At 72.8% G+C, this 18,287-nt stretch carries 14 protein-coding genes and 1 riboswitch; of the genes, 12 read left to right on the plus strand and 2 right to left on the minus strand.

Annotated features, from left to right (window positions below):
• The first annotated feature begins 150 nt into the window (after positions 1–150).
• Both ACFWPQ_RS23940 and ACFWPQ_RS23945 read left to right on the plus strand, forming a co-directional pair.
• Entirely contained in the window at positions 151–1,251 is a 1,101-nt protein-coding gene (locus tag ACFWPQ_RS23940; protein ID WP_384038237.1) for an LLM class flavin-dependent oxidoreductase, read from the plus strand.
• Entirely contained in the window at positions 1,248–2,651 is a 1,404-nt protein-coding gene (locus ACFWPQ_RS23945; protein ID WP_384038240.1) for an NtaA/DmoA family FMN-dependent monooxygenase, read from the plus strand. The genes ACFWPQ_RS23940 and ACFWPQ_RS23945 overlap by 4 nt, the downstream gene beginning before the upstream one ends.
• A gap of 75 nt (positions 2,652–2,726) precedes the next feature.
• On the opposite strand, the gene egtA is transcribed toward ACFWPQ_RS23945, so the two are convergent.
• On the minus strand, positions 2,727–4,019 hold the full coding sequence (egtA, locus tag ACFWPQ_RS23950; protein WP_384038243.1) for an ergothioneine biosynthesis glutamate--cysteine ligase EgtA: 1,293 nt from the start codon (positions 4,017–4,019) through the stop codon (positions 2,727–2,729).
• Between the two features lie 403 nt (positions 4,020–4,422).
• Positions 4,423–4,536: riboswitch (SAM riboswitch) on the plus strand.
• Between the two features lie 33 nt (positions 4,537–4,569).
• On the opposite strand from egtA, the gene ACFWPQ_RS23955 reads away from it, so the two are divergent.
• From ACFWPQ_RS23955 to ACFWPQ_RS23990, 8 genes are all read left to right on the plus strand, one after another.
• Positions 4,570–4,686, plus strand: a complete 117-nt coding sequence (locus ACFWPQ_RS23955; protein WP_384038246.1) for a putative leader peptide — start codon at positions 4,570–4,572, stop codon at positions 4,684–4,686.
• Between the two features lie 249 nt (positions 4,687–4,935).
• A complete protein-coding gene (locus tag ACFWPQ_RS23960) occupies positions 4,936–6,555 on the plus strand; it encodes an ABC transporter substrate-binding protein (protein WP_384038249.1) in 1,620 nt (539 codons plus the stop codon).
• 3 nt (positions 6,556–6,558) lie between these two features.
• Positions 6,559–7,518, plus strand: a complete 960-nt coding sequence (locus tag ACFWPQ_RS23965) for an ABC transporter permease (protein WP_384038252.1) — start codon at positions 6,559–6,561, stop codon at positions 7,516–7,518.
• Positions 7,515–8,438: an ABC transporter permease gene (locus ACFWPQ_RS23970; protein ID WP_384038255.1), complete on the plus strand. Its 924-nt coding sequence runs from the start codon at positions 7,515–7,517 to the stop codon at positions 8,436–8,438. Before ACFWPQ_RS23965 ends, ACFWPQ_RS23970 begins: the two co-directional genes overlap by 4 nt.
• 74 nt (positions 8,439–8,512) lie before the next feature.
• Entirely contained in the window at positions 8,513–10,219 is a 1,707-nt protein-coding gene (locus tag ACFWPQ_RS23975) for a dipeptide ABC transporter ATP-binding protein (RefSeq protein ID WP_384038258.1), read from the plus strand.
• Positions 10,216–11,304, plus strand: coding sequence for an LLM class flavin-dependent oxidoreductase (locus ACFWPQ_RS23980; RefSeq protein WP_384038260.1), 1,089 nt, complete (start codon positions 10,216–10,218; stop codon positions 11,302–11,304). Before ACFWPQ_RS23975 ends, ACFWPQ_RS23980 begins: the two co-directional genes overlap by 4 nt.
• Positions 11,305–11,793: 489 nt before the next feature.
• A complete protein-coding gene (locus ACFWPQ_RS23985) occupies positions 11,794–14,583 on the plus strand; it encodes a BTAD domain-containing putative transcriptional regulator (RefSeq protein ID WP_384038263.1) in 2,790 nt (929 codons plus the stop codon).
• A gap of 200 nt (positions 14,584–14,783) precedes the next feature.
• Positions 14,784–15,701 (plus strand): TIGR03619 family F420-dependent LLM class oxidoreductase, encoded by a 918-nt coding sequence (locus tag ACFWPQ_RS23990; RefSeq protein WP_384038266.1) that lies wholly within the window; start codon positions 14,784–14,786, stop codon positions 15,699–15,701.
• A 316-nt stretch (positions 15,702–16,017) separates the two neighbouring features.
• On the opposite strand, the gene ACFWPQ_RS23995 is transcribed toward ACFWPQ_RS23990, so the two are convergent.
• Complete coding sequence (locus tag ACFWPQ_RS23995) at positions 16,018–16,716, minus strand: TetR/AcrR family transcriptional regulator (protein WP_384038269.1); 699 nt, start codon at positions 16,714–16,716, stop codon at positions 16,018–16,020.
• Between the two features lie 338 nt (positions 16,717–17,054).
• Here ACFWPQ_RS23995 and ACFWPQ_RS24000 point away from each other — a divergent pair, with 338 nt between their 5' ends.
• Both ACFWPQ_RS24000 and ACFWPQ_RS24005 read left to right on the plus strand, forming a co-directional pair.
• Positions 17,055–17,396, plus strand: a complete 342-nt coding sequence (locus ACFWPQ_RS24000) for an ArsR/SmtB family transcription factor (protein WP_384038272.1) — start codon at positions 17,055–17,057, stop codon at positions 17,394–17,396.
• Between the two features lie 3 nt (positions 17,397–17,399).
• A complete protein-coding gene (locus ACFWPQ_RS24005) occupies positions 17,400–17,909 on the plus strand; it encodes an SRPBCC family protein (protein WP_384038275.1) in 510 nt (169 codons plus the stop codon).
• Positions 17,910–18,287 lie beyond the last annotated feature (378 nt).

Consider the following 18,287-nt stretch of genomic DNA (forward strand, 5'->3'; position numbering starts at 1 on the left):
GGACGCCGGCCCGCGTCCGGTCCCACGCGCCGTCACCACGCACGGCTCGCATCGCGTGGTCCCGCTCAGCTCTCGTCCTCCGCCGCCGTCCGGCCCGCCTGGCGTGGCCGCGCGGTCGCGCGTTCCCGTGTTTCCCGGAAGGAACGTCCATTGTCCGGCCCCGCCCTGCACCTCGCCGTCGAGATCGACGGTGACGGCGCCCACCCCGCGGCCTGGCGCCGCGCCGCCCACGCACCCGACCAGCTGCTCACCCCGCGCCGTACGGCCGGGCTCGCCGCCGCGGCCGAGAACGCCGGGTTCGCCCTGATCACCCTGGACGACGGGGTGCTGCCGCCCGGTGCCGCGCCGGATCCCGTCGGCCGGATCGGCGCGGTGGAGCGGGCGGCGTTCGCCGCGGCGTCCACGAGCACGATCGGCATCGCGCCCGTCGTCCCGGTGACGTACGCCGAACCCTTCCATGTCTCCAGCCAGTTGGCCTCCCTGGACCACATCTCGGCCGGTCGCGCCGGGTGGGTGGTGACGGAGGAGGACCGCCCCGAGGCGGCCCGTGTCTGGGGGCGTCCGCCGGTCGCCGACGCGGCCGGGCGGGCCCTGGAGTCCCGGGACGGGGTGGAGGTGGCCCGTGCGCTGTGGGACTCGTGGGAGGACGACGCGGTCATCCGGTCCGTCGCCACGAGCCGCTACCTCGACCGCGAGCGCCTGCACTACATCGACTTCACCGGCGAGACCTACGCCGTCAAGGGCCCGGCGATCGTGCCGCGCCCGCCGCAGGGGCAGCTCGTCGTCCTGGGCCACCCGGACCTGGTGCCCGCCGCACAGCTCGACGTCGCCCTGGTCGAGGGCCGCGACTTGGCGTCGGTCGCCGCGGCCGCCACCGGCGCCGGCACCCCCCGCGTCTTCGCCGAGGTCGAGGTGGCGCTGGACACGCCGGACGCGACCGGCGCCGAGCGCGTCGCCGACCTGGCGCGGTACGCGCCCTGGACCGACCGCGGACGGCTGCGGCACGTCGGTTCCGCGGCCGGACTGGTCGCTCTCCTCGCGTCGTTGAGCCGGCACGTGCACGGGGTACGGCTGCGTCCGCTGGTGCTGGACGAGGATCTCGCGGTCCTCTCCCGCCTCGTCCTGCCGGCCCTGTCCGAGCGGCGCCTCGTCGCCCGCCCGCTGCCCGGCACGTCCCTGCGCTCGGCCCTCGGCCTGGAGCGCCCCGCCAACCGTTTCGCCGCCGCGGCCGTCCAGGAGGAAGCCCGATGACCCGCACCGACCCCCTCGACGTCCCGCGGCCGCACGCCCAGCTGCACTTCGGGGTGTTCTTCCAGGGCGTGAACCACTGGACCATCTGGTCCGCCCCCGACAGCGGTTCGCAGATCGACCCCGCCTCCTTCCGGCGGGTCGCCCGGACCGCCGAGCGGGGCCTGTTCGACGCGTTCTTCCTCGGCGAGGGGCTCCGGCTGCGCGAGGTCGACGGCAGGATCCACGATCTCGACGTGGCCGGACGGCCGGACGCCATCACCCAGCTCGCGGCGCTGGCCGCGGTCACCCGCCGGATCGGCCTGGTCTCCACCTCCAACTCCACCTTCAACGAACCCGCGGACCTCGCCCGCCGCCTCTCCGGCCTCGATCTCCTCTCCGAGGGCCGGGCCGGCTGGAACGTCGTGACCACGGACAACGCCTGGACCGGCGCCAACTTCCGCCGGGGCGGCTATCTCGACCACGCCGACCGCTACCGGCGCGCCGAGGAGTTCCTCACCGTGGCCCGCGCCCTGTGGGACGGCTGGGACGACCAGGCGGTCGCCGCGTCCGTGACCGCGCCCGCGTGGTCGGCGCCCGGCGCCGTACGCCAAGTCCGCCACCGGGGACCGCAGTTCGACGTCGACCTCGCCCCCACCCTGCCGCGCAGCGCCCAGGGCCACCCGGTGATCTTCCAGGCGGGTGACTCCGGTGAGGGGCGCGACTTCGCGGCCCGCAACGCCGACGTCATCTTCTCCGCGCACGGCAACGACTTCGACGACGCACTGGCCTTCGCCGAGGACATCCGGCACCGGCTGCGGGCGGTCGGGCGGCCCGACGACGACCTGCGGATCCTGCCCGGCACCGAGATCATCATCGGCGCCACCGAGGAGGAGGCGCAGGAGAAGAAGCGCTGGATCCGGCTCCAGCAGGTCACTCCCGCGACGGCCCTGGGGATCGCCGGCCTGCTGTGGGGTATCGACCTGTCCGGCCGCGACGCCGACGGTCCGCTGCCCGCGGAGGACCCTGTCGTCGCCGAGAACGACGGCTCCTTCGGGGCGCGGCGGACCGCCGACCCGCGCGCGGTGGTCGCGGAGTGGCGGGCGCAGGCGGAGGCGCACGGCTGGTCGCTGCGCGAGACGGTCATCGCGCTCGGTCCGCAGCGCGGCCATGTCGGCACCCCGTCCGGCCTGGCCGACAAGTTCGCCCGCTTCGTCCGGCACGGCGCGGTCGACGGCTTCAACGTCACGCCGTACCTCATCCCCGGCGGCCTCGACGACATCGTGGACCTGCTCGTCCCGGAACTGCAGGAGCGCGGGGTCTACCGCACCGAGTACACCGGCAGCACGCTGCGCGAACACCTAGGCCTGCGCGCGCCCCTCACCCACCGCTCCGCCGCCCCGGAGCGGCGGGAGGCGGTCTGACCGGCACGACGGCGGGGTGCAGGACCGGCTGAACGGCCGGCCCTGCGCCGCAGCGCCGTGCCGGTCCGCTCCGGGTCAGCGCCGGGCGCGGCCCCGTGCGGACGTGTCACGGTCGCGCTGCCGGTCGAGCACGTCGTCGGCCGGGCAGCGGCCGCGGCGGACGTAGCGGTCGGCGTGGGCCGCGACGGTGTCCAGGACCCTGGTGCTCACGCCCAGCCGGGGCAGGGCGTCCTGCGCCGCGGCGAAACAGGTCACGGCGGCGCGCCTCAGTTGCGGGTCGGCGAGCCCGTGTCGGGCGGCGGCGGTCCACAGCGGATTGTGCGGTGCCGGAGCTCCCGCGGCCCGCTCCACCAGGGGCTGCACCGCCCGGTGCGCGATCTCGGCGGCGCCCGGGTCGTCGAACAGGGCCGTGACCACCGCGAGCGGCACGAGCCAGCCGTCATCGCCGGGCTGGGCGTCGATCATGCGCAGTTCCAGGTGGCCGCGCGGCCTGACGGGCGGGAACAGGGTGCTGATGTGGTAGTCGAGATCCGCACGGGTGGGCGGGCGCATGGTGTGCGAGCGGGTCCAGTCGCGGAAGCTCACGCCGTCCGGCACCTCCCAGGGGCCGTCCCGCCGTACGCACATCACCGGTGCGTCGAGGACGCGCCGGACCCAGGCGCGGCGCGGGTCGTGGGCCAGGGAGGGTCCGCCGGCCCGTCCCGGATCGAGCTCCGCCCACATCAGCTGCCGGGTGGACAGCCAGCCCGTGGCACGCCCCACGGCCATGGGCGAGTTGGCGAACGCCGCGACCAGGACCGCGCCCAGGTGGTGTGCCAGCCACCAGCGCCGCGCGAACCCCATGACGCCGGGTTCCTCCCGTCCGGCGTCGAGGCACACCTGGACGGAGGCCGACGTGCACATCAGGGTCCTCCCGGCCGGTCCCGTACGGTCGAGGCAGGCCTCCATGGCGTCGTAGCGCCGCTCGCGCAGGAACCGGCGAGGCGGTTGCCAGGGATCGACGCCCATGCCGGCCAGGGCCAGACCGTGTCCCCCGAGTGCGGTGCGCACGGCCGTCAGATCGGCCGAGACCTCCGACACGCACCGGGCCAGCGACGGGGCCGGCCGGGAACTCAGCTCCACCTGGCCGCCGGGCTCGACGCTCAGCCCGGACGTCAGCGACAGGGTGCGCAGGTCGGCGTGGGCCGCTTCCAGGTCCGCCCGGTCCACGGAGTCGTGCGGCGCACGCTCCCGGTGGACGAGCCACTCCACTTCGACCCCGACGGTCCGCGGCGGGCCCGTCTTGAAACAGATTCCCTCGACCAGCGCCTCCGCCTCGTGCTCGGTGACAGCAGGACCATCAACGCCGCACTCCGGTGAAACCGACATCCGCGGGCCTCCTGAGCCGCCTCAGGGCCGTCGGGGATCCGACGTCCGGTACCCGTACCGCCGTGCCTGTTGCCAGAGTCCGCCGTCCCGCCCTGTCATGACAAGGGCGCACTTTCCAGACGACTGGGCATTCGGCAACCCGCAGCGGGCAACTCGGAACGTCCCCGGCCACACCCGGCCCTCCGGCCGTCGCTCGACAGGGTTCGGCGGAGCCGACGGGGAGGTCCGGTGCGGTGCGGGCAGGCGCGGAGCCGGTGACGCGGGCGGGGCGAGCGACGTCGAAGCACACGCCGCCGGGTGCGTCCACCAGGCGTCCCGGCACGTGAGACGGCTCCGTGTTGTCAAATGGGGCGCCGGGCCGGGGCATTGACGTACGACAAAACCGATCCGTACGATCGCCAACGGCATTGAGTGTCAGCGTCAAGCCCTGGCTCGCTGACCGGCAACCCTCCCGCGCGGTGGGGTGCTCCAGGTGAAAGCCCGGCGGGATCACCGACGACTCCCGCAAGCGCGTGGCCCCCTGACGGGGCCGGAGACGGGGAGGAGTGGCATGCGGCACGGCGACGACCCTGCGGTCTCCCTCACCGACGCCACGGCGTACTCCAGGCTCTCGCGCCGGCGCCACATCGACCTCAAGCGCTCGACCAGCTGCCTCTGTCGGGTCTGACCGGCCCGCCTGCCGCCGGCTGACCTCCGTCACCGGCCACGGCTCCTTCGCGCCGTCCTGCCCCGGGCCACCGGTTCTCGGTGTCGTCCGTCTGCCATCCCCTTTGTCTCTGCACAGCGCTTCCCCGGCCGGGGCGGATCCGGCCAGGGTCGCACGCCCCTGCACGCCCTGCACGCCCTGCACGGCTGTGCCCCGCGCCCGTAGCCCGGCACCCCGTGCCTTGGTGACACGAGTAGGAGAACTCCCTCCGTGACAGCACTTCCGGCTTTCAGACCCTCCCGATGGGCGCCGCTGGCCGCGCTCCTGACCAGCAGCGTCCTGCTGACCGCGTGCGGTTCTGGCGGCGACGCCTCCGGCGGCGGAAGCGGCCCGGCGAAGTCCGGCGGCACCCTGACCTTCGCGGTGGGCTCCGACGCCGGCTGCGTGGATCCGCAGCAGGTCGGCAGCAACGACACCATCTACTCGGTGCGGCAGATCGTGGACTCCCTGACCGACCAGGACCCGAAGACCGGCAAGATCGTGCCGTGGCTCGCCAAGAGCTGGGACATCAGCGCCGACGCGACGACGTTCACGTTCCACCTGCGGTCCGGGGTCACCTTCAGCGACGGCTCGAAGCTGACCGCGCAGGTGGTCAAGGACAACTTCGACGCGGTGCCGGAGCTCGGCGCCCTGGGCACCCTCGCCGAGGGCTACCTGAGCGGCGTCAAGAGCACCACCGTGGTCGACCCGCTCACCGTCAAGGTGGCCTTCAAGCTGCCCAACGCCCAGTTCCTGCAGGCGACTTCGACCCACTCGCTGGGCATCGAGTCCTCGGCGAGCGTCAGGAAGAGCCCGCAGCAGAAGTGCAGCGACGGAGTGGTGGGGTCCGGGCCGTTCGTGCTCAAGCAGTACGTGCAGAACCAGTCGATCACGCTGGACAGGCGGACCGGGTACGACTGGGGCTCCTCGCTCTGGTCGAAGAAGGGCGAGGCCTACCTGGACAAGCTGGTGTTCAAGGTCGTCCCCGAGGCGGGGGTGCGGGCCGGCAGTCTCCAGTCCGGGCAGGTGGACGCCATCAGCAGCGTCGGCAAGGCCAACGAGGCGGCGCTCAAGGGCGGCCAGGTCACCCTCCAGAGCCGGGCCAACCCCGGTGTGGTGTTCGGTCTGGGGCTCAACAACGCGCGGCCCCTGCTGAAGGACGTGAAGGTGCGCCAGGCGATCCTGGCCGCCGTCGACCGGAAGCAGATCGCCGACACCGTCTTCCCCACCGGTACCCAGCCGGCGACCAGCATCCTCGCGCACACCACGCCCGACTACAGCGACCTGTCCACCGACCTGGCCTTCGACGCAGCCAAGGCCAAGTCCCTGCTGGACGAAGCCGGTTGGAGGGCCGGCAGTAACGGCGTCCGCGCCAAGGACGGCAAGAAGCTGAGCCTGACCATCAGCTGGTTCCCGAACGCGGCCACCAACCAGCCCGCGCTGGAGCTGGTCCAGCAGCAGCTCAAGGCCGTCGGGATCGACGTGGTGCTCAAGCAGCTCCCGGTCACCCAGTTCGCCACCACGCTCCAGTCCGGCGACTTCGACGTGGTGTGGGGAAACACGACCCGCGCCGACCCGGACATCCTGCGCAGCTCGTTCTCCACCCGGTTGGCCAACTTCTATCACCTGCCCGCGAGTTCGCTGGACACGGCGTTGTCGGCGCAGGCCGCCACCACTGACACCGCGAAGCGCAGGCAACTCGTCACCGAGGCACAGCAGTTGATCGTGCGGAACGCGTACGACGTGCCGGTGGTGGAGCTCCAGACCCAGCTGGGCGTCTCGAACAGGGTGCACGACCTCACGTTCGACTCCGGCAGCCGTGTCCAGCTGCACGACACCTGGATCGGCTAGCGGATGCGCCGCTACGTGATCAAACGGCTGGCGCAGGCGGTCGGGGTGCTGTGGGCGGCGTACACGGTGTCGTTCCTGGTGCTGGACTTCCTGCCCGGCGACCCGGTCGCCGCGATGGCCGGTGCCGGGATGGACACGGGACAGGTCGACCCGGCCCAGCTCGCGAAGCTGCGGCACGAGTACGGCTTCGACAAGCCGGTGCTGGTGCAGTACGCCGAGTACCTGGGCCGGGCGGTGCGCGGGGACTTCGGCGACGCCGTCTCCACGGGCCGCCCTGTCACCGCCACGCTGGCCGACGCGCTGCCGCAGACCCTCCAGCTGACCGGTGCCGCGCTGCTCCTCGCCGTGCTCCTCGGCGGCGGGCTCGCGGTGGCGGCGACGTACACCTCGCGGCGGTGGCTGCGGCAACTGCTGCTGTCGCTGCCCCCGTTGGGGGTGTCGGTCCCGACGTTCTGGGTGGGGCTGCTGCTCGTCGAGGCGTTCTCGTTCAAGCTGCGCTGGTTCCCGGCGTTCGGCAACGACGGGCTGCGCGGCCTGGTGCTGCCCGCCCTGACGCTGGCGATACCGACCGGCGCGCAGGTCGCCCAGGTGCTGGCGAAGAGCCTGCTGACCGCGCTGGACCAGGCCTATGTGGAGACCGCGCGGGCCAAGGGGGCCGGCCGGTGGCGGGTGCATGTGCGGCATGCGCTGCGCAATGCCTCGCTGCCGGCGCTGACGGTCGTGGGCCTGCTGGTCGGGCAGCTGATCGCGGGTTCGGTGGTCGTGGAGACGGTGTTCTCCCGCGACGGTCTGGGCCGGGTGACCGCGGCGGCGGTCACCGTGCAGGACATCCCGCTGGTCCAGGGGGTGGTGGTGTTCGGTGCGCTGGTCTTCGTGGTCGCGAACCTCCTCGTCGACCTCGTCTATCCGCTGCTGGACCCGCGGATCGTGGTGGCCTCGGAGAGAAAGGCAGGCTTGGCGTGAGTCAGAGCCTTGTCGACGGCGAGGCCGAGGCGGCCCTCGGCCTCGCCCGGCCGGTCGGGGACGGATCCCCGCCGGATCCCACCCCGCACGCCGGGGTCCGCCGGGTGTTCCGTTTCCTGCTGCGCCGCCCCGGTCTGGTGCTGTCCGCCGTGGTCATCGTGCTGGTGGTGCTGGCCGCCTTCTGGCCGGACCTGTTCACCGCGCAGGACCCGCTGAAGGGGGTGCCGTCCGAGAACTTCCGCGGTCCGAGCGGCAGTCACTGGTTCGGCACGGACGAACTGGGCCGCGACGTCTTCTCACGCGTGGTCCACGGCGCCCAACTCTCCCTCAAGGCCACGCTGATCGCGGTCCTGGTCGCGTTCGTGGTCGGCGGACTCCTCGGTGTGGTCGCCGGGTTCGTGGGCCGCTGGGTGGACGACGTGCTGATGCGCTTCGTCGACGTCCTGCTCTCCATCCCCGCGCTGTTCCTGTCGCTGGCCCTGGTCACCGCGCTCGGGTACGGGACGGTGAAGGTGGCCGTCGCGGTCGGCATCGCCAGCGTCGCCTCCTTCGCACGGGTGGCCCGGGCGGAGGTGCTGCGGGTGCGGCAGGCGGTGTTCGTGGAGGCGTCGCGGTCCTGCGGGGCCCGCTGGTACTCCGTGCTCGGCCGGCACGTCCTGCCCAACGCCGCAGGGCCCGTGATCGTCCTGGCCACCCTGGACTTCGGCTCGTCGATCCTGGCCGTGTCGGCGCTGAGCTTCCTCGGCTACGGCGCGCCGCCGCCCGCCCCGGAGTGGGGGACGTTGATCTCCGACGGCCGCAACTACCTGGCCAACGCCTGGTGGCTGACCGCGCTGCCCGGGCTGGCGATCGCGGCGACCGTACTGGCCACCAACCGCGTCGCGCGGGCACTGGACGGCGAATGGGCACGGCAGCGATGACCCACGACACGCACGAGAACGGTGACGCACGCGAAGACGCTGGAAACGGCGAGAACGGTGAGAACGGTGACAGCGTGACCACACCACTCCTGGAGATCCGCGGCCTGTCCGTGTCGTACCGCACCCGGGGCGGCACGGTGTCGGCCGTACGGGGCGTGGACCTCGACGTATGGCCCGGCCAGGTGACCGCCGTGGTCGGCGAGTCCGGTTCCGGCAAGAGCACCACCGCACACGCCGTCATCCGGCTGCTGGCGGCGAACGGCACCATCGACGCGGGCACGGCCCGCTTCGGCCGGCACGACCTGGCCACCCTCTCCGAGGCGGAGCTGCGTACCGTGCGCGGCGCGCGCATCGGGCTGGTCCCGCAGGATCCGACGGTCTCGCTCAACCCGGTCAAGCGGATCGGCGAACAGGTCGCCGAGGTGCTGCTCATCCACGGCCTGGCGACCCGCCGAGCGGCGGCGGCCGAGGCGGTCGCCGTCCTCGACCGGGCCGGGCTGCCCGACGCGGCCGTACGGGCCCGGCAGTACCCGCACGAGCTGTCCGGCGGCATGCGGCAGCGCGCCCTGATCGCCGTCGCGATCGCCGCCAAGCCCCAACTCATCATCGCCGACGAGCCGACCAGCGCGCTCGACGTCACCGTGCAGCGGGTGATCCTCGACCATCTCCAGCACCTCACCGAGGAGTCGGGCACCGCGATCCTGCTCGTCACCCACGACCTCGGAGTGGCCGCCGACCGGGCCCAGCGGCTGGTGGTCATGGACCAGGGCAGGGTGGTGGAGGCGGGCGAGACCCGTACCGTCCTCGCCGATCCGCGGCACGAGTACACGCGGCGGCTGCTGGCCAGCGCCCCGAGCCTGACCACGGCCCGCCCCCGCACCCCGGTCTCGGCCGCTCTGCTCTCGACCGCCGCGATCTCCGCCGCCCAGGTCTCCGCCGCCCCGGCGGATCCGTCGCCTCCCCTGGTCGAAGTACGCAACCTGGTCAAGGAGTTCAGGCTGCCGCGCGCCGGCGGCGCGGCCCGGACACTGCGCGCGGTCGACGACGTGAGCCTCACCCTGCGGCGCGGCCGGACCCTCGCCCTCGTCGGGGAGTCCGGTTCGGGCAAGTCCACCACCGCCCGTCTGGTGCTGCGGCTGGCCGAGGCGACCTCCGGACAGGTGCTGTTCGACGGCACCGACGTCACCACCGCCAAGGGCGCCGAGGTCAGGCAGCTGCGCCGACGCGCCCAGCTCGTCTACCAGAACCCGTACGCCTCGCTCGACCCGCGGCTCTCCATCGGCGAGGTGATCACCGAGCCGCTGCGGGCGTTCAAGGTCGGCGACCGCGCCTCCCGGCTGGACCGCGCCCGCGAACTCCTCGACCGGGTGGCCCTGCCCGCAGCGACCCTGGAACGCCGCCCGGCGGAACTGTCCGGCGGACAGCGCCAGCGGGTGGCCATCGCGCGTGCCCTCGCCCTCTCCCCCGACCTCGTGGTGTGCGACGAGCCCGTCTCCGCGCTCGACGTGTCCGTACAGGCTCAAGTCCTGGACCTGCTCGCCGAGTTGCAGGCGGACACCGGCGTGGCGCACCTGTTCATCTCCCACGACCTGGCCGTCGTACGGCAGATCGCGCACCAGGTCGCCGTCATGAAGGCCGGACGCGTCGTCGAGTCGGGCCCGCCCGAGGACCTCTTCTCCGAGCCCCGCCACGCGTACACCCGCGAGCTGCTGGCGGCGATCCCCGGCGGGCGTCTCCCCTCTCCCGCCACGGCAACCACAACCGGCCAAGGACCAGCATGATCACTCCCGCCCTCACCTCTCTGGCCTTTCTCACGCCCGGCAACTTCGCGGACGACGACCCCTACCCGGGCCTGGAGGAGACCCTCCGGCTGTTCGAGTACGGTGAGCGGCTCGGCTACGACGGCGCCTGGATCCGGCAGCGCCACCTCGAACACGGCGTCGGCTCGGCGGCCGTGTTCCTCGCCGCCGCCGGACAGCGGACCGAGCGGATCGAGCTCGGTACCGCGGTCATCCCGATCGGTTACGAGAGCCCGTTCCGGCTCGCCGAGGACCTGGCGCTGGCCGACGTGCTCTCCCGGGGGCGGCTCCAGATCGGTTTCAGCACCGGCATGCCGCACGCCGACCTGCTCGGCGACCTCGTGTACGACGGCGACTGGCGCGGCTTCGACCTGTCGTACGGCAGGATCGCCCGGGTCGTGGAGAACCTGCGCGGCGACTACCTCGGCGGCCCGGACACGGTCATCCACTCGCCGGGCAACGTCCAGCGCCCCCGCCTGCAACCGCACAACCCCGGGTTGGCGCGACGGATCTGGTACGGCGGCGGAAGTCTGCGCTCGGTCCGCTGGGCCGCCGGGCAGGGCCTCGGCCTGCTGTCCGGGAACATCGTCACCGGCGAGGACACCGACGACTTCACCACGGCCCAGTTGAACCTGCTCTCGGAGTACCGCCGCGCGCTGCCGGACGACCGCACGCCGCGGGTGGCCCTGGGTCGGGTGATCGTGCCCCTCGACAGCGCCGACGCGGCCACCCGCGCCCGCTACCGGGCCTACGCGGCGAGCCGCCACGAGCGCACCCTCGCGCCGCAGGGCCCCAAGCGCATCCTGTTCGCCCCGGACGTCGTCGGGACCGCCGAGCAGATCCTGGAACAGCTGACGGCCGATCCGGTGCTCGCCGAAGTGACCGAGCTGCGCCTGGAGTTGCCCTACGAGTTCCACCGGGAGGAGTACGAGCAGATCCTGTACGACGTACGGCACCTCGTCGCACCCGAGCTGGGCTGGGGCCGCCACGGTGCCGGGGCCGGAGCGGGGCCGGCCCCGGGTGTCACGCCCCGTCTGCCGGAAGGGCGTACAAGCCGGGCGGGTTGACCACGACGGCCGGCTGGATGCCGCGGGCGATGACAACCACGGCCTCGGCGCGCAGTTCATTTCGGGAACGCCAGGCCCCCCGAACTGGCCGCCTGCCACGAACGGGTCCTCGTCGAGCCTCGGTGCCCACATCTGTGTCTCGCGGGCGGTCGCGGACGAACTCGCCGCGGGTCGGGACCTGACGGAGGAGGTCATCCCCAACGGCGTGGCGTACGACCGCTTCGCCGTCACGGATATCGCGGCCCGTGCCAACTGGCGCTCCCTGCTGGGCCGTTACGTCCTCACGATCGGCGGCATGGAACCCCGCACGGGAAGTGGCCGCCCGCCGCACCTGGGCCGCCGCCGCCCGGCACCACCTGGCGTTCCACCGCTCCCTGAGCTGACAGCCGGACGACCGTCGGCCGACGGACGGGATCCCGGGCTCCGACGCACCGCCGCGCCGCCCGGTAGCCGTCTGACGAGCCCGTTCAGCCCGCTAGACTCTGTCAAGTGGCGACGGCGGATGAGGGGGATGAGGGGTACGAGTTCGGGCTGCTGGGGCCACTGAGCGGCCACCATGACGGGCGTGAGCTGGATCTGGGCAGTCCCCTCCAGCGCGCGGTCCTGGTGCGGCTCCTGCTCGGCGAAGGACGCCAGTGCGGCCTCGACCACCTCGTCGACGCGCTGTGGGAGGAACCGCCCGGGAACGCGGTGCGCTCCGTGCAGACGTACGTCTACCGCATCCGCCTCTCGCTGGGCGAGGAACGCTCCCGGCTGGAGACCACGCAGGGCGGATACCAGCTCGACATCCCGGAGCAGGCCGTCGACGCCCTGCGTTTCGAGCGACTCGTCCGCGAGGGCGAGGAACTGCGCGCCGCACGGCAGACCGGCCCCGCCCTGCGCACGTTCGACGCCGCGCTGGCGTTGTGGTCGGGGGAACCGCTCTCCGGGGTGCCCGGCCCCTACGCCCGGCGGCACCGCGGACGCTTCGTCGAGCTGCGGCTGAACGCCCGGGTGGCCCAGTTGGAGTGCGCCGACAAGCTGGGCGAGCACGCCCGCGTGGCGACCGAACTGGTCTCGCTGATCGCCGACCATCCGCTGCGCGAGGACCTGTACGCGCTGCGCATGCGCGCGCTGTACCAGGCAGGCCGGACGGCGGAGGCCCTGGCGGTCTACGCCGCGGCCCGCGAGACCATGGTGGCCGAACTCGGCATGGATCCGGGGCCCGAGCTGCGCGAGTTGCAGGGCCGCATCCTCAGCGGCGCCGAGCCCGCCCCCGTGGAATCGCATGCCGGGGGAAGCGGCGCCGATGCCGCGCCGTCGGCCGGTGCCAGGGCCTTGCCCCGTGCCGCGGCCTCGATCGGTGCCCCGGCCTCGGCAGGAGCCGCGGCCTCGGCAGGTGCCATGCCGTCCGCCGGTGCTTCCGGTGTCACCGCGACACGGTCGGCGGGCCGGGGGCAGCACATCGAACCAGGCGCCGCCGACGCGGCCGGCCGTTCCGCACCGGCACCGGCACCGGCGCTGGCACAGGCACCGGCACCGGCGCCGCTCGGGTCGGTCCCGGCCGGCGTCCGGCCGCAGCAACTCCCCCCGGCGCCGGGTGACTTCGTCGGGCGGGAGCGGTTGCGGGAGCGGCTTCGGCTCGCGCTGCGGCCCGACGCGGAATCGGTCTCGCTCGCGGTGCTCAGCGGCATCGGCGGCGTGGGGAAGACAGCGCTCGCGTTGCGCGTCGCCCACGGCATCCGCGGTGACTATCCGGACGGGCAGCTCTATGTGGACCTGCGGGGTGACGGCGGCCAACCCGCCGATCCCGCGGACGTACTGGTCGACTTCCTCCTCGCGCTCGGTATGCCCGCCGCCGCGATCCCCGCGACGCCCACCGCCCGCGCCGGGGCCTATCGCACCCTGACCGCCGACCGCCGGATCCTGGTGCTCCTGGACAACGCCTCCGACACCGCCCAGGTGACCCCCCTGCTCCCGGGCACACCCGGCAACGCGGCGCTGATCACGACCCGGCACCGGTCGCTCGTACCGCCGGGCGCGACGCGTTTCGAGGTGCCGGTGCCCGACCAGCAGGAGGCGGTGGCCATGCTGGGCCGGTTCACCGGCGACGCCGAGGTCGCCGCCGCACCGGAGCTCGCGCTGGAACTGGTGCACGCGTGCGGGCAGCTGCCGTTGGCGCTGCGCATCATCGGTGCCCGCGCGGCGGCCCGTCCCGGACGCGGGCTGGGCGCGCAGCTGCTGCGGCTGCGCGCCGAGGAGCACCAGCTCGACGAGTTGCGGGCCGGCGGCATGTCGGTGGAGGCCACCTTCCAGGTCGGCTACCGGGCCCTCGCCCCCGCTCAGGCCCGGGCGATGCGCCTGTGTGCGCTGCTCGACGCCGCGGACTTCCCGGTCGCGGTCGCGGCGGTCCTGCTCGACCGGCCCGAGCAGGAGACCGAGGAGCAGCTCGAGCACCTGGTGGAGGCCGGTCTCCTGGAACCGCATTCGGCCGACCGCTACCGCTTCCACGATCTGGTACGGGCGTTCGCGGCCCGTCGTGCCCACCGCGAGGATCCCGTCGCGGATCGCGAGGCGGCGCTGGTGCGGCTGGCGATGTTCCTCCATGCCACCCTGCTCCAGGCCATGAGCGCGACCGAGCGGGCCGGCTCGCTCACCACCCATCTCTTCTCCGTGCCGCTGTCCGGACTGCGGTTCGCCGACGCCGCGGAGGCGCGTACCTGGCTGCTGGCCGAGCACACGCTGCTGGTCTCGGTGTTCACCCGGGTGCTGCGCGACATCCCGGACGCCGCGCGGATCGTCGTCGCCGCGCTCTCGGTCGTCGCGGCGAGCGGGCTCTTCGCCGGGCCCGCGCATCAGCGGGAGCTGGAACGCGTCACGGACCAGGCGGTCGCGACGGCCGAACTGACCGACGACCTGGCGTGGCAGGCGCAGACCCGGCACATCCGGGCCTGGCTCGCCTTCATCCGCGGTGATCTGACGGCGGCGGAGACCGACCTGCGCGAGGCGATCCGGCGGGAGCGTGCCGTCGACGACCCGGTGACGTTCTACATGTCGGCCCGGCTCCTGTCGGTCGTGCTGGCGGACCAGGGGCGGACCGCGGAGGCCCTCGAGTTCTTCGCCGAGTCGGAGTCCGTCGCCGGCTCGGAGGACGATCCGAACAGCCCGGCCTGCTTCGGCCAGGAGGTGGGCCGCCTGTTCACCGCACTGAGCTCGGACCGGGCCGAGGTGAACATCTCCGCGGCTCAGCATGTGTACGAGGTGAGCGATCGCCTGCGGAAGGAGGCGGCGAGGCGCTGAGCGTCCTCGTTCGCCGGGTCGGCGTCGCTGTTCGCCGGGTCGGCGTCGCTGTTCGCCGGTCGGCTCCGTTGTTCGTCGGTCGGCTGCGCGTTGTTCGTCGGGTCGGCCCCGGTTTCACGCGCCGTCGACCGGATGTCGATCGGTGTGCGGCACGGTGATCCGAGAACGAACCGCAGCACCCCCTCGAACAGGTGACAGACATGCTCAAGATCGGTCTGGGCGCTCCCCAGTACGGATTGTTCACCGGCCCCGCCGCGATCTCCGGGTTCGCCGCCTCGGTCGAAGCGATCGGCTTCGACAGCCTCTGGGTGGGCGACCGGGCCCTGGTGCCGACGCAGCCGCGTGACCCCTATCCCGGCGGCGGTCCCGTACCGGAGGGGTTCCGCAACTTCCTGGATCCCGTCGCCACCCTCTCCTTCCTGGCCCACGCCACCCGGCGGGTGCGCCTCGGCACCAGCACGCTCAACGCTCCCTTCTACTCCCCGCTCCTGCTGGCCCGTTCCCTCACGTCCGTCGACATCCTCAGCGAGGGGCGACTCGACATCGGGTTCGGGCTCGGCTGGTCGTCCGACGAGTACGAGGCCATCGGTGTGCCGTGGCGGGGGCGCGGGGCACGGCTGGAGGAGATCCTGGACGTCCTGGAGCACGTGTGGTCCGGTTCGTCGGCCGAGTACAAGGGGGCGCTGTGGACGATCCCGGGTGCGCACATCGAGACGCTACCCGTGCAGCGGCCCCGGCCGCCGGTGCTCCTCGGCGGTTTCACTCCGGCGACCCTGGAACGTATCGGCCGTCGCGCGGACGGCTGGGCGGGGGTCGCGCTGCCGATTCCCCAACTGGCCCATGTCATCAGCCAGATCCGGCAGATCGCGGAGGCCAACGGGCGTGACCCCGACGCCCTGCGCACCGTCGTCCGGGTGAACCCCGTGGTGACGGCCGAGGCCGCGCCGGGCGACGCCGTTCCGCACCGGGGAACGGTCCTGCAGGTTTCCGACTACCTGCTCGCCGCCCATGCGGCGGGGGCCGACGAGGTGCTCGTCGATCTGCAGCAGACCGCCCGGAGCGCGGAAGAGCTGACGGACCTGGCGCATCGCTTCCACGAAGTCCTGCGCAAGGGCTAGCGAGCACCGTGGCCCCGCCGACCGGTTGTCGGCCCAGGCATTCACAGTCGCCATCGCCGGGCTTTGCTGCCCGGCGATCCCGCCTCACACACGTCGATCACCCGAACGCCCGAATCCCCGAACACTCAGATCAAGGAATGCCCGACCATGCCTGATGCAGTCAGCTCGAAGCCCGATGTCCACGACATGGTGGTCGTGCACCGCAGTTTCCGTCGATCGTGCGCGGACCTGCCGGATCTGGTGCGCGGGCTGCGGCCCGGCGACACCGCACGAGCAGAACTGGTCGTCGACGCCCGGCGACCTCACCCGCCGCGGCTCATGCCTCCTCGTGGCACTCGCGGCATTCCTCTTCGGGGCACTCGAGAGTGGTGAGGGTCTGGTCGACCTGCTGGGGAGTCAGCGGCGGCTCCGGCAGCTCGTGGGCACACTGGGCCCGGAAGGCGTCGAGCAGCAGGTGAAGGTGGCGTCGCCAGGCGTTGGGGGCGACGGCACGGGTGGCCTGGATGATCCCGGCCTGGGACCAGATCACGAAGGCCAGGTCCTCCGGGGTGACATCGTCACGGAGGACGCCCTGTTCCTGGGCGCTGCGGAAGATCTGGGCGGCCCGTTCTTCCGCGCGCTCGAACATCCCCCTGCCGAGCGCGTGGAGCGGCAGCCGGGCCGAGACCAGATCGTTGAAGGCACGGTCGCAGGCCTGGAGTTCGCAGAGCCTTTCCAGGTAGTGGCAGAACCCTTCCCAGGCGTCGTCCATGGCCGCGGCCTCTTCAGCCGCGGCCAGCAGTTCCGTGAACTTCGCGGTGAAAAGCTCTTCGACCAGGTCGAGCCTGCGGGGGAAGTGCCGGTAGAGCGTGCCGATCGCGACGCCCGCCTCACGGGCGACACCCTCCAGGGACGCGTCCAGCCCCTGCTCGGCGAAGGCCTTGCGGGCAGCGGCCACGATCGCGTCCCTGTTGCGCTGCGCGTCACGGCGCAACGGTTTGGCCGCGGGCGCGGACAGGACGTGCTGCTGGCTCATGCCCCCAAGCCAACATGAGGGACCCCTCGAATTCAGGGTATGACCCAGCTCACGGCGCGGACACGACCCGAGCAGGCCACGATACGGCCCCGGGCCGCGGAGGCGATCCGACGCCACCGAGCAGCCTCGCGCTCGCGCCGATGCGACCGAGCAGTCTCTCGCTTCCAGGACACCTCGAAGGCTCCCGCAACTCGCACCCCCTCCCCCAGCGGCTGCCGACCGGCACGGGTGCCGCAGCCCCACACCCTCAGCTGACGACAGGGCGATCGCAACCCGGCAGGACTCGCCCGCTCCCCCACCGGCTTGACGCATTCCGATATGGGAATACGATGGCTGCCATGGCACGAGCAGCGACGACGTCGGACGCGTTCAACGCGATCGCCGAGCCGCAGCGCCGGGACATCCTGGCGCTGCTGCGGGCGGGTGAGTGGCCGGTGACCGATCTGGCCCAGGAGCTGGGGATGAGCCAGCCGCGGGCGTCCAAGCACCTGCGGGTGCTCCGCGAGGTGGGGCTGGTGCGGGTCCGCGAGGTGGGCAAGCAGCGCCTCTACGGCCTGGACGCCCGCGGACTGCGACCGATCCACGAGTGGGTCGGCGGGTTCGAGCGGTTCTGGAACGAGAGTTTCGACCGTCTGGACACCTATGTGCAGGACCTCAAGCAGACACGGCAGGAGGACTGACCGATGGCAGGGGCAAGGCAGGAGACGACGCGGGCGGAGCCGGCGACGGCCGACCGGGAGATCGTGATCTCCCGGGTCGTCGACGCCCCGCGAGAGCTGGTGTTCGAGGCGTTCACCGAGGTCCGGCACCTGTCGCGGTGGTGGGGTCCGGAGGGGTTCACGACCACCACGCGGTCCTTCGAGTTCCGCGAGGGCGGGGAGTGGGTCTTCGTGCTGCACGGACCGGACGGGACCGACTACTCCGAGTGGATCCGCTGGACGCGGATCGTCCCGCCGGAGCGGATCGAGCTGCTGCACGGCGAGTCCCGCGACGACCCGAACGCCTTCGAGTCGGTCCTGACCTTCACGCCGGACGGCGCGGCGACCCGGCTCGTGATGCGCACGCTGTTCCCCACCAGGGAGCTGCGCGACGAGGCGGTCGAGAAGTACCACGCGGTCGAGGGCGGCGAGCAGACCCTGAGCAGCCTGGCGGCCTACGTCACCGGTCTCGTGCGGAAGGGGGCGGAGGGCTGATGGCCGGGAAGGTGTTCTTCAGCGTGTCCATGTCGCTGGACGGCTTCATCGCGCCCGAGCCCGTGCCCGCGCAGGACGAGCTCTTCTCGCCCGGCAGGCAGGACGACCCGGACGTCCGGCGCTGGATGGCGCAGTGGACGGAGCTGCAGCAGTGGGTGTTCCCGCTGCGGTTCTTCCGGGAGAACCTGAAGCTGGGTGAGGGCGGCGAGGAGGGCCGCGACAACGACGTGGCGCGGGAGACGTTCGAGCGCACCGGCGCGAGTGTGATGGGCAGGCGCATGTTCGACCTCGGCGAGCAGTCGTGGCCCGAGGAGGCGCCCTTCCACACCCCGGTCTTCGTCGTGACGCACACCAAGCGTGACCCGTGGGAGCGGCCTG

This window comes from Streptomyces sp. NPDC058464 (assembly GCF_042721035.1).
Taxonomy (GTDB): domain Bacteria; phylum Actinomycetota; class Actinomycetes; order Streptomycetales; family Streptomycetaceae; genus Streptomyces.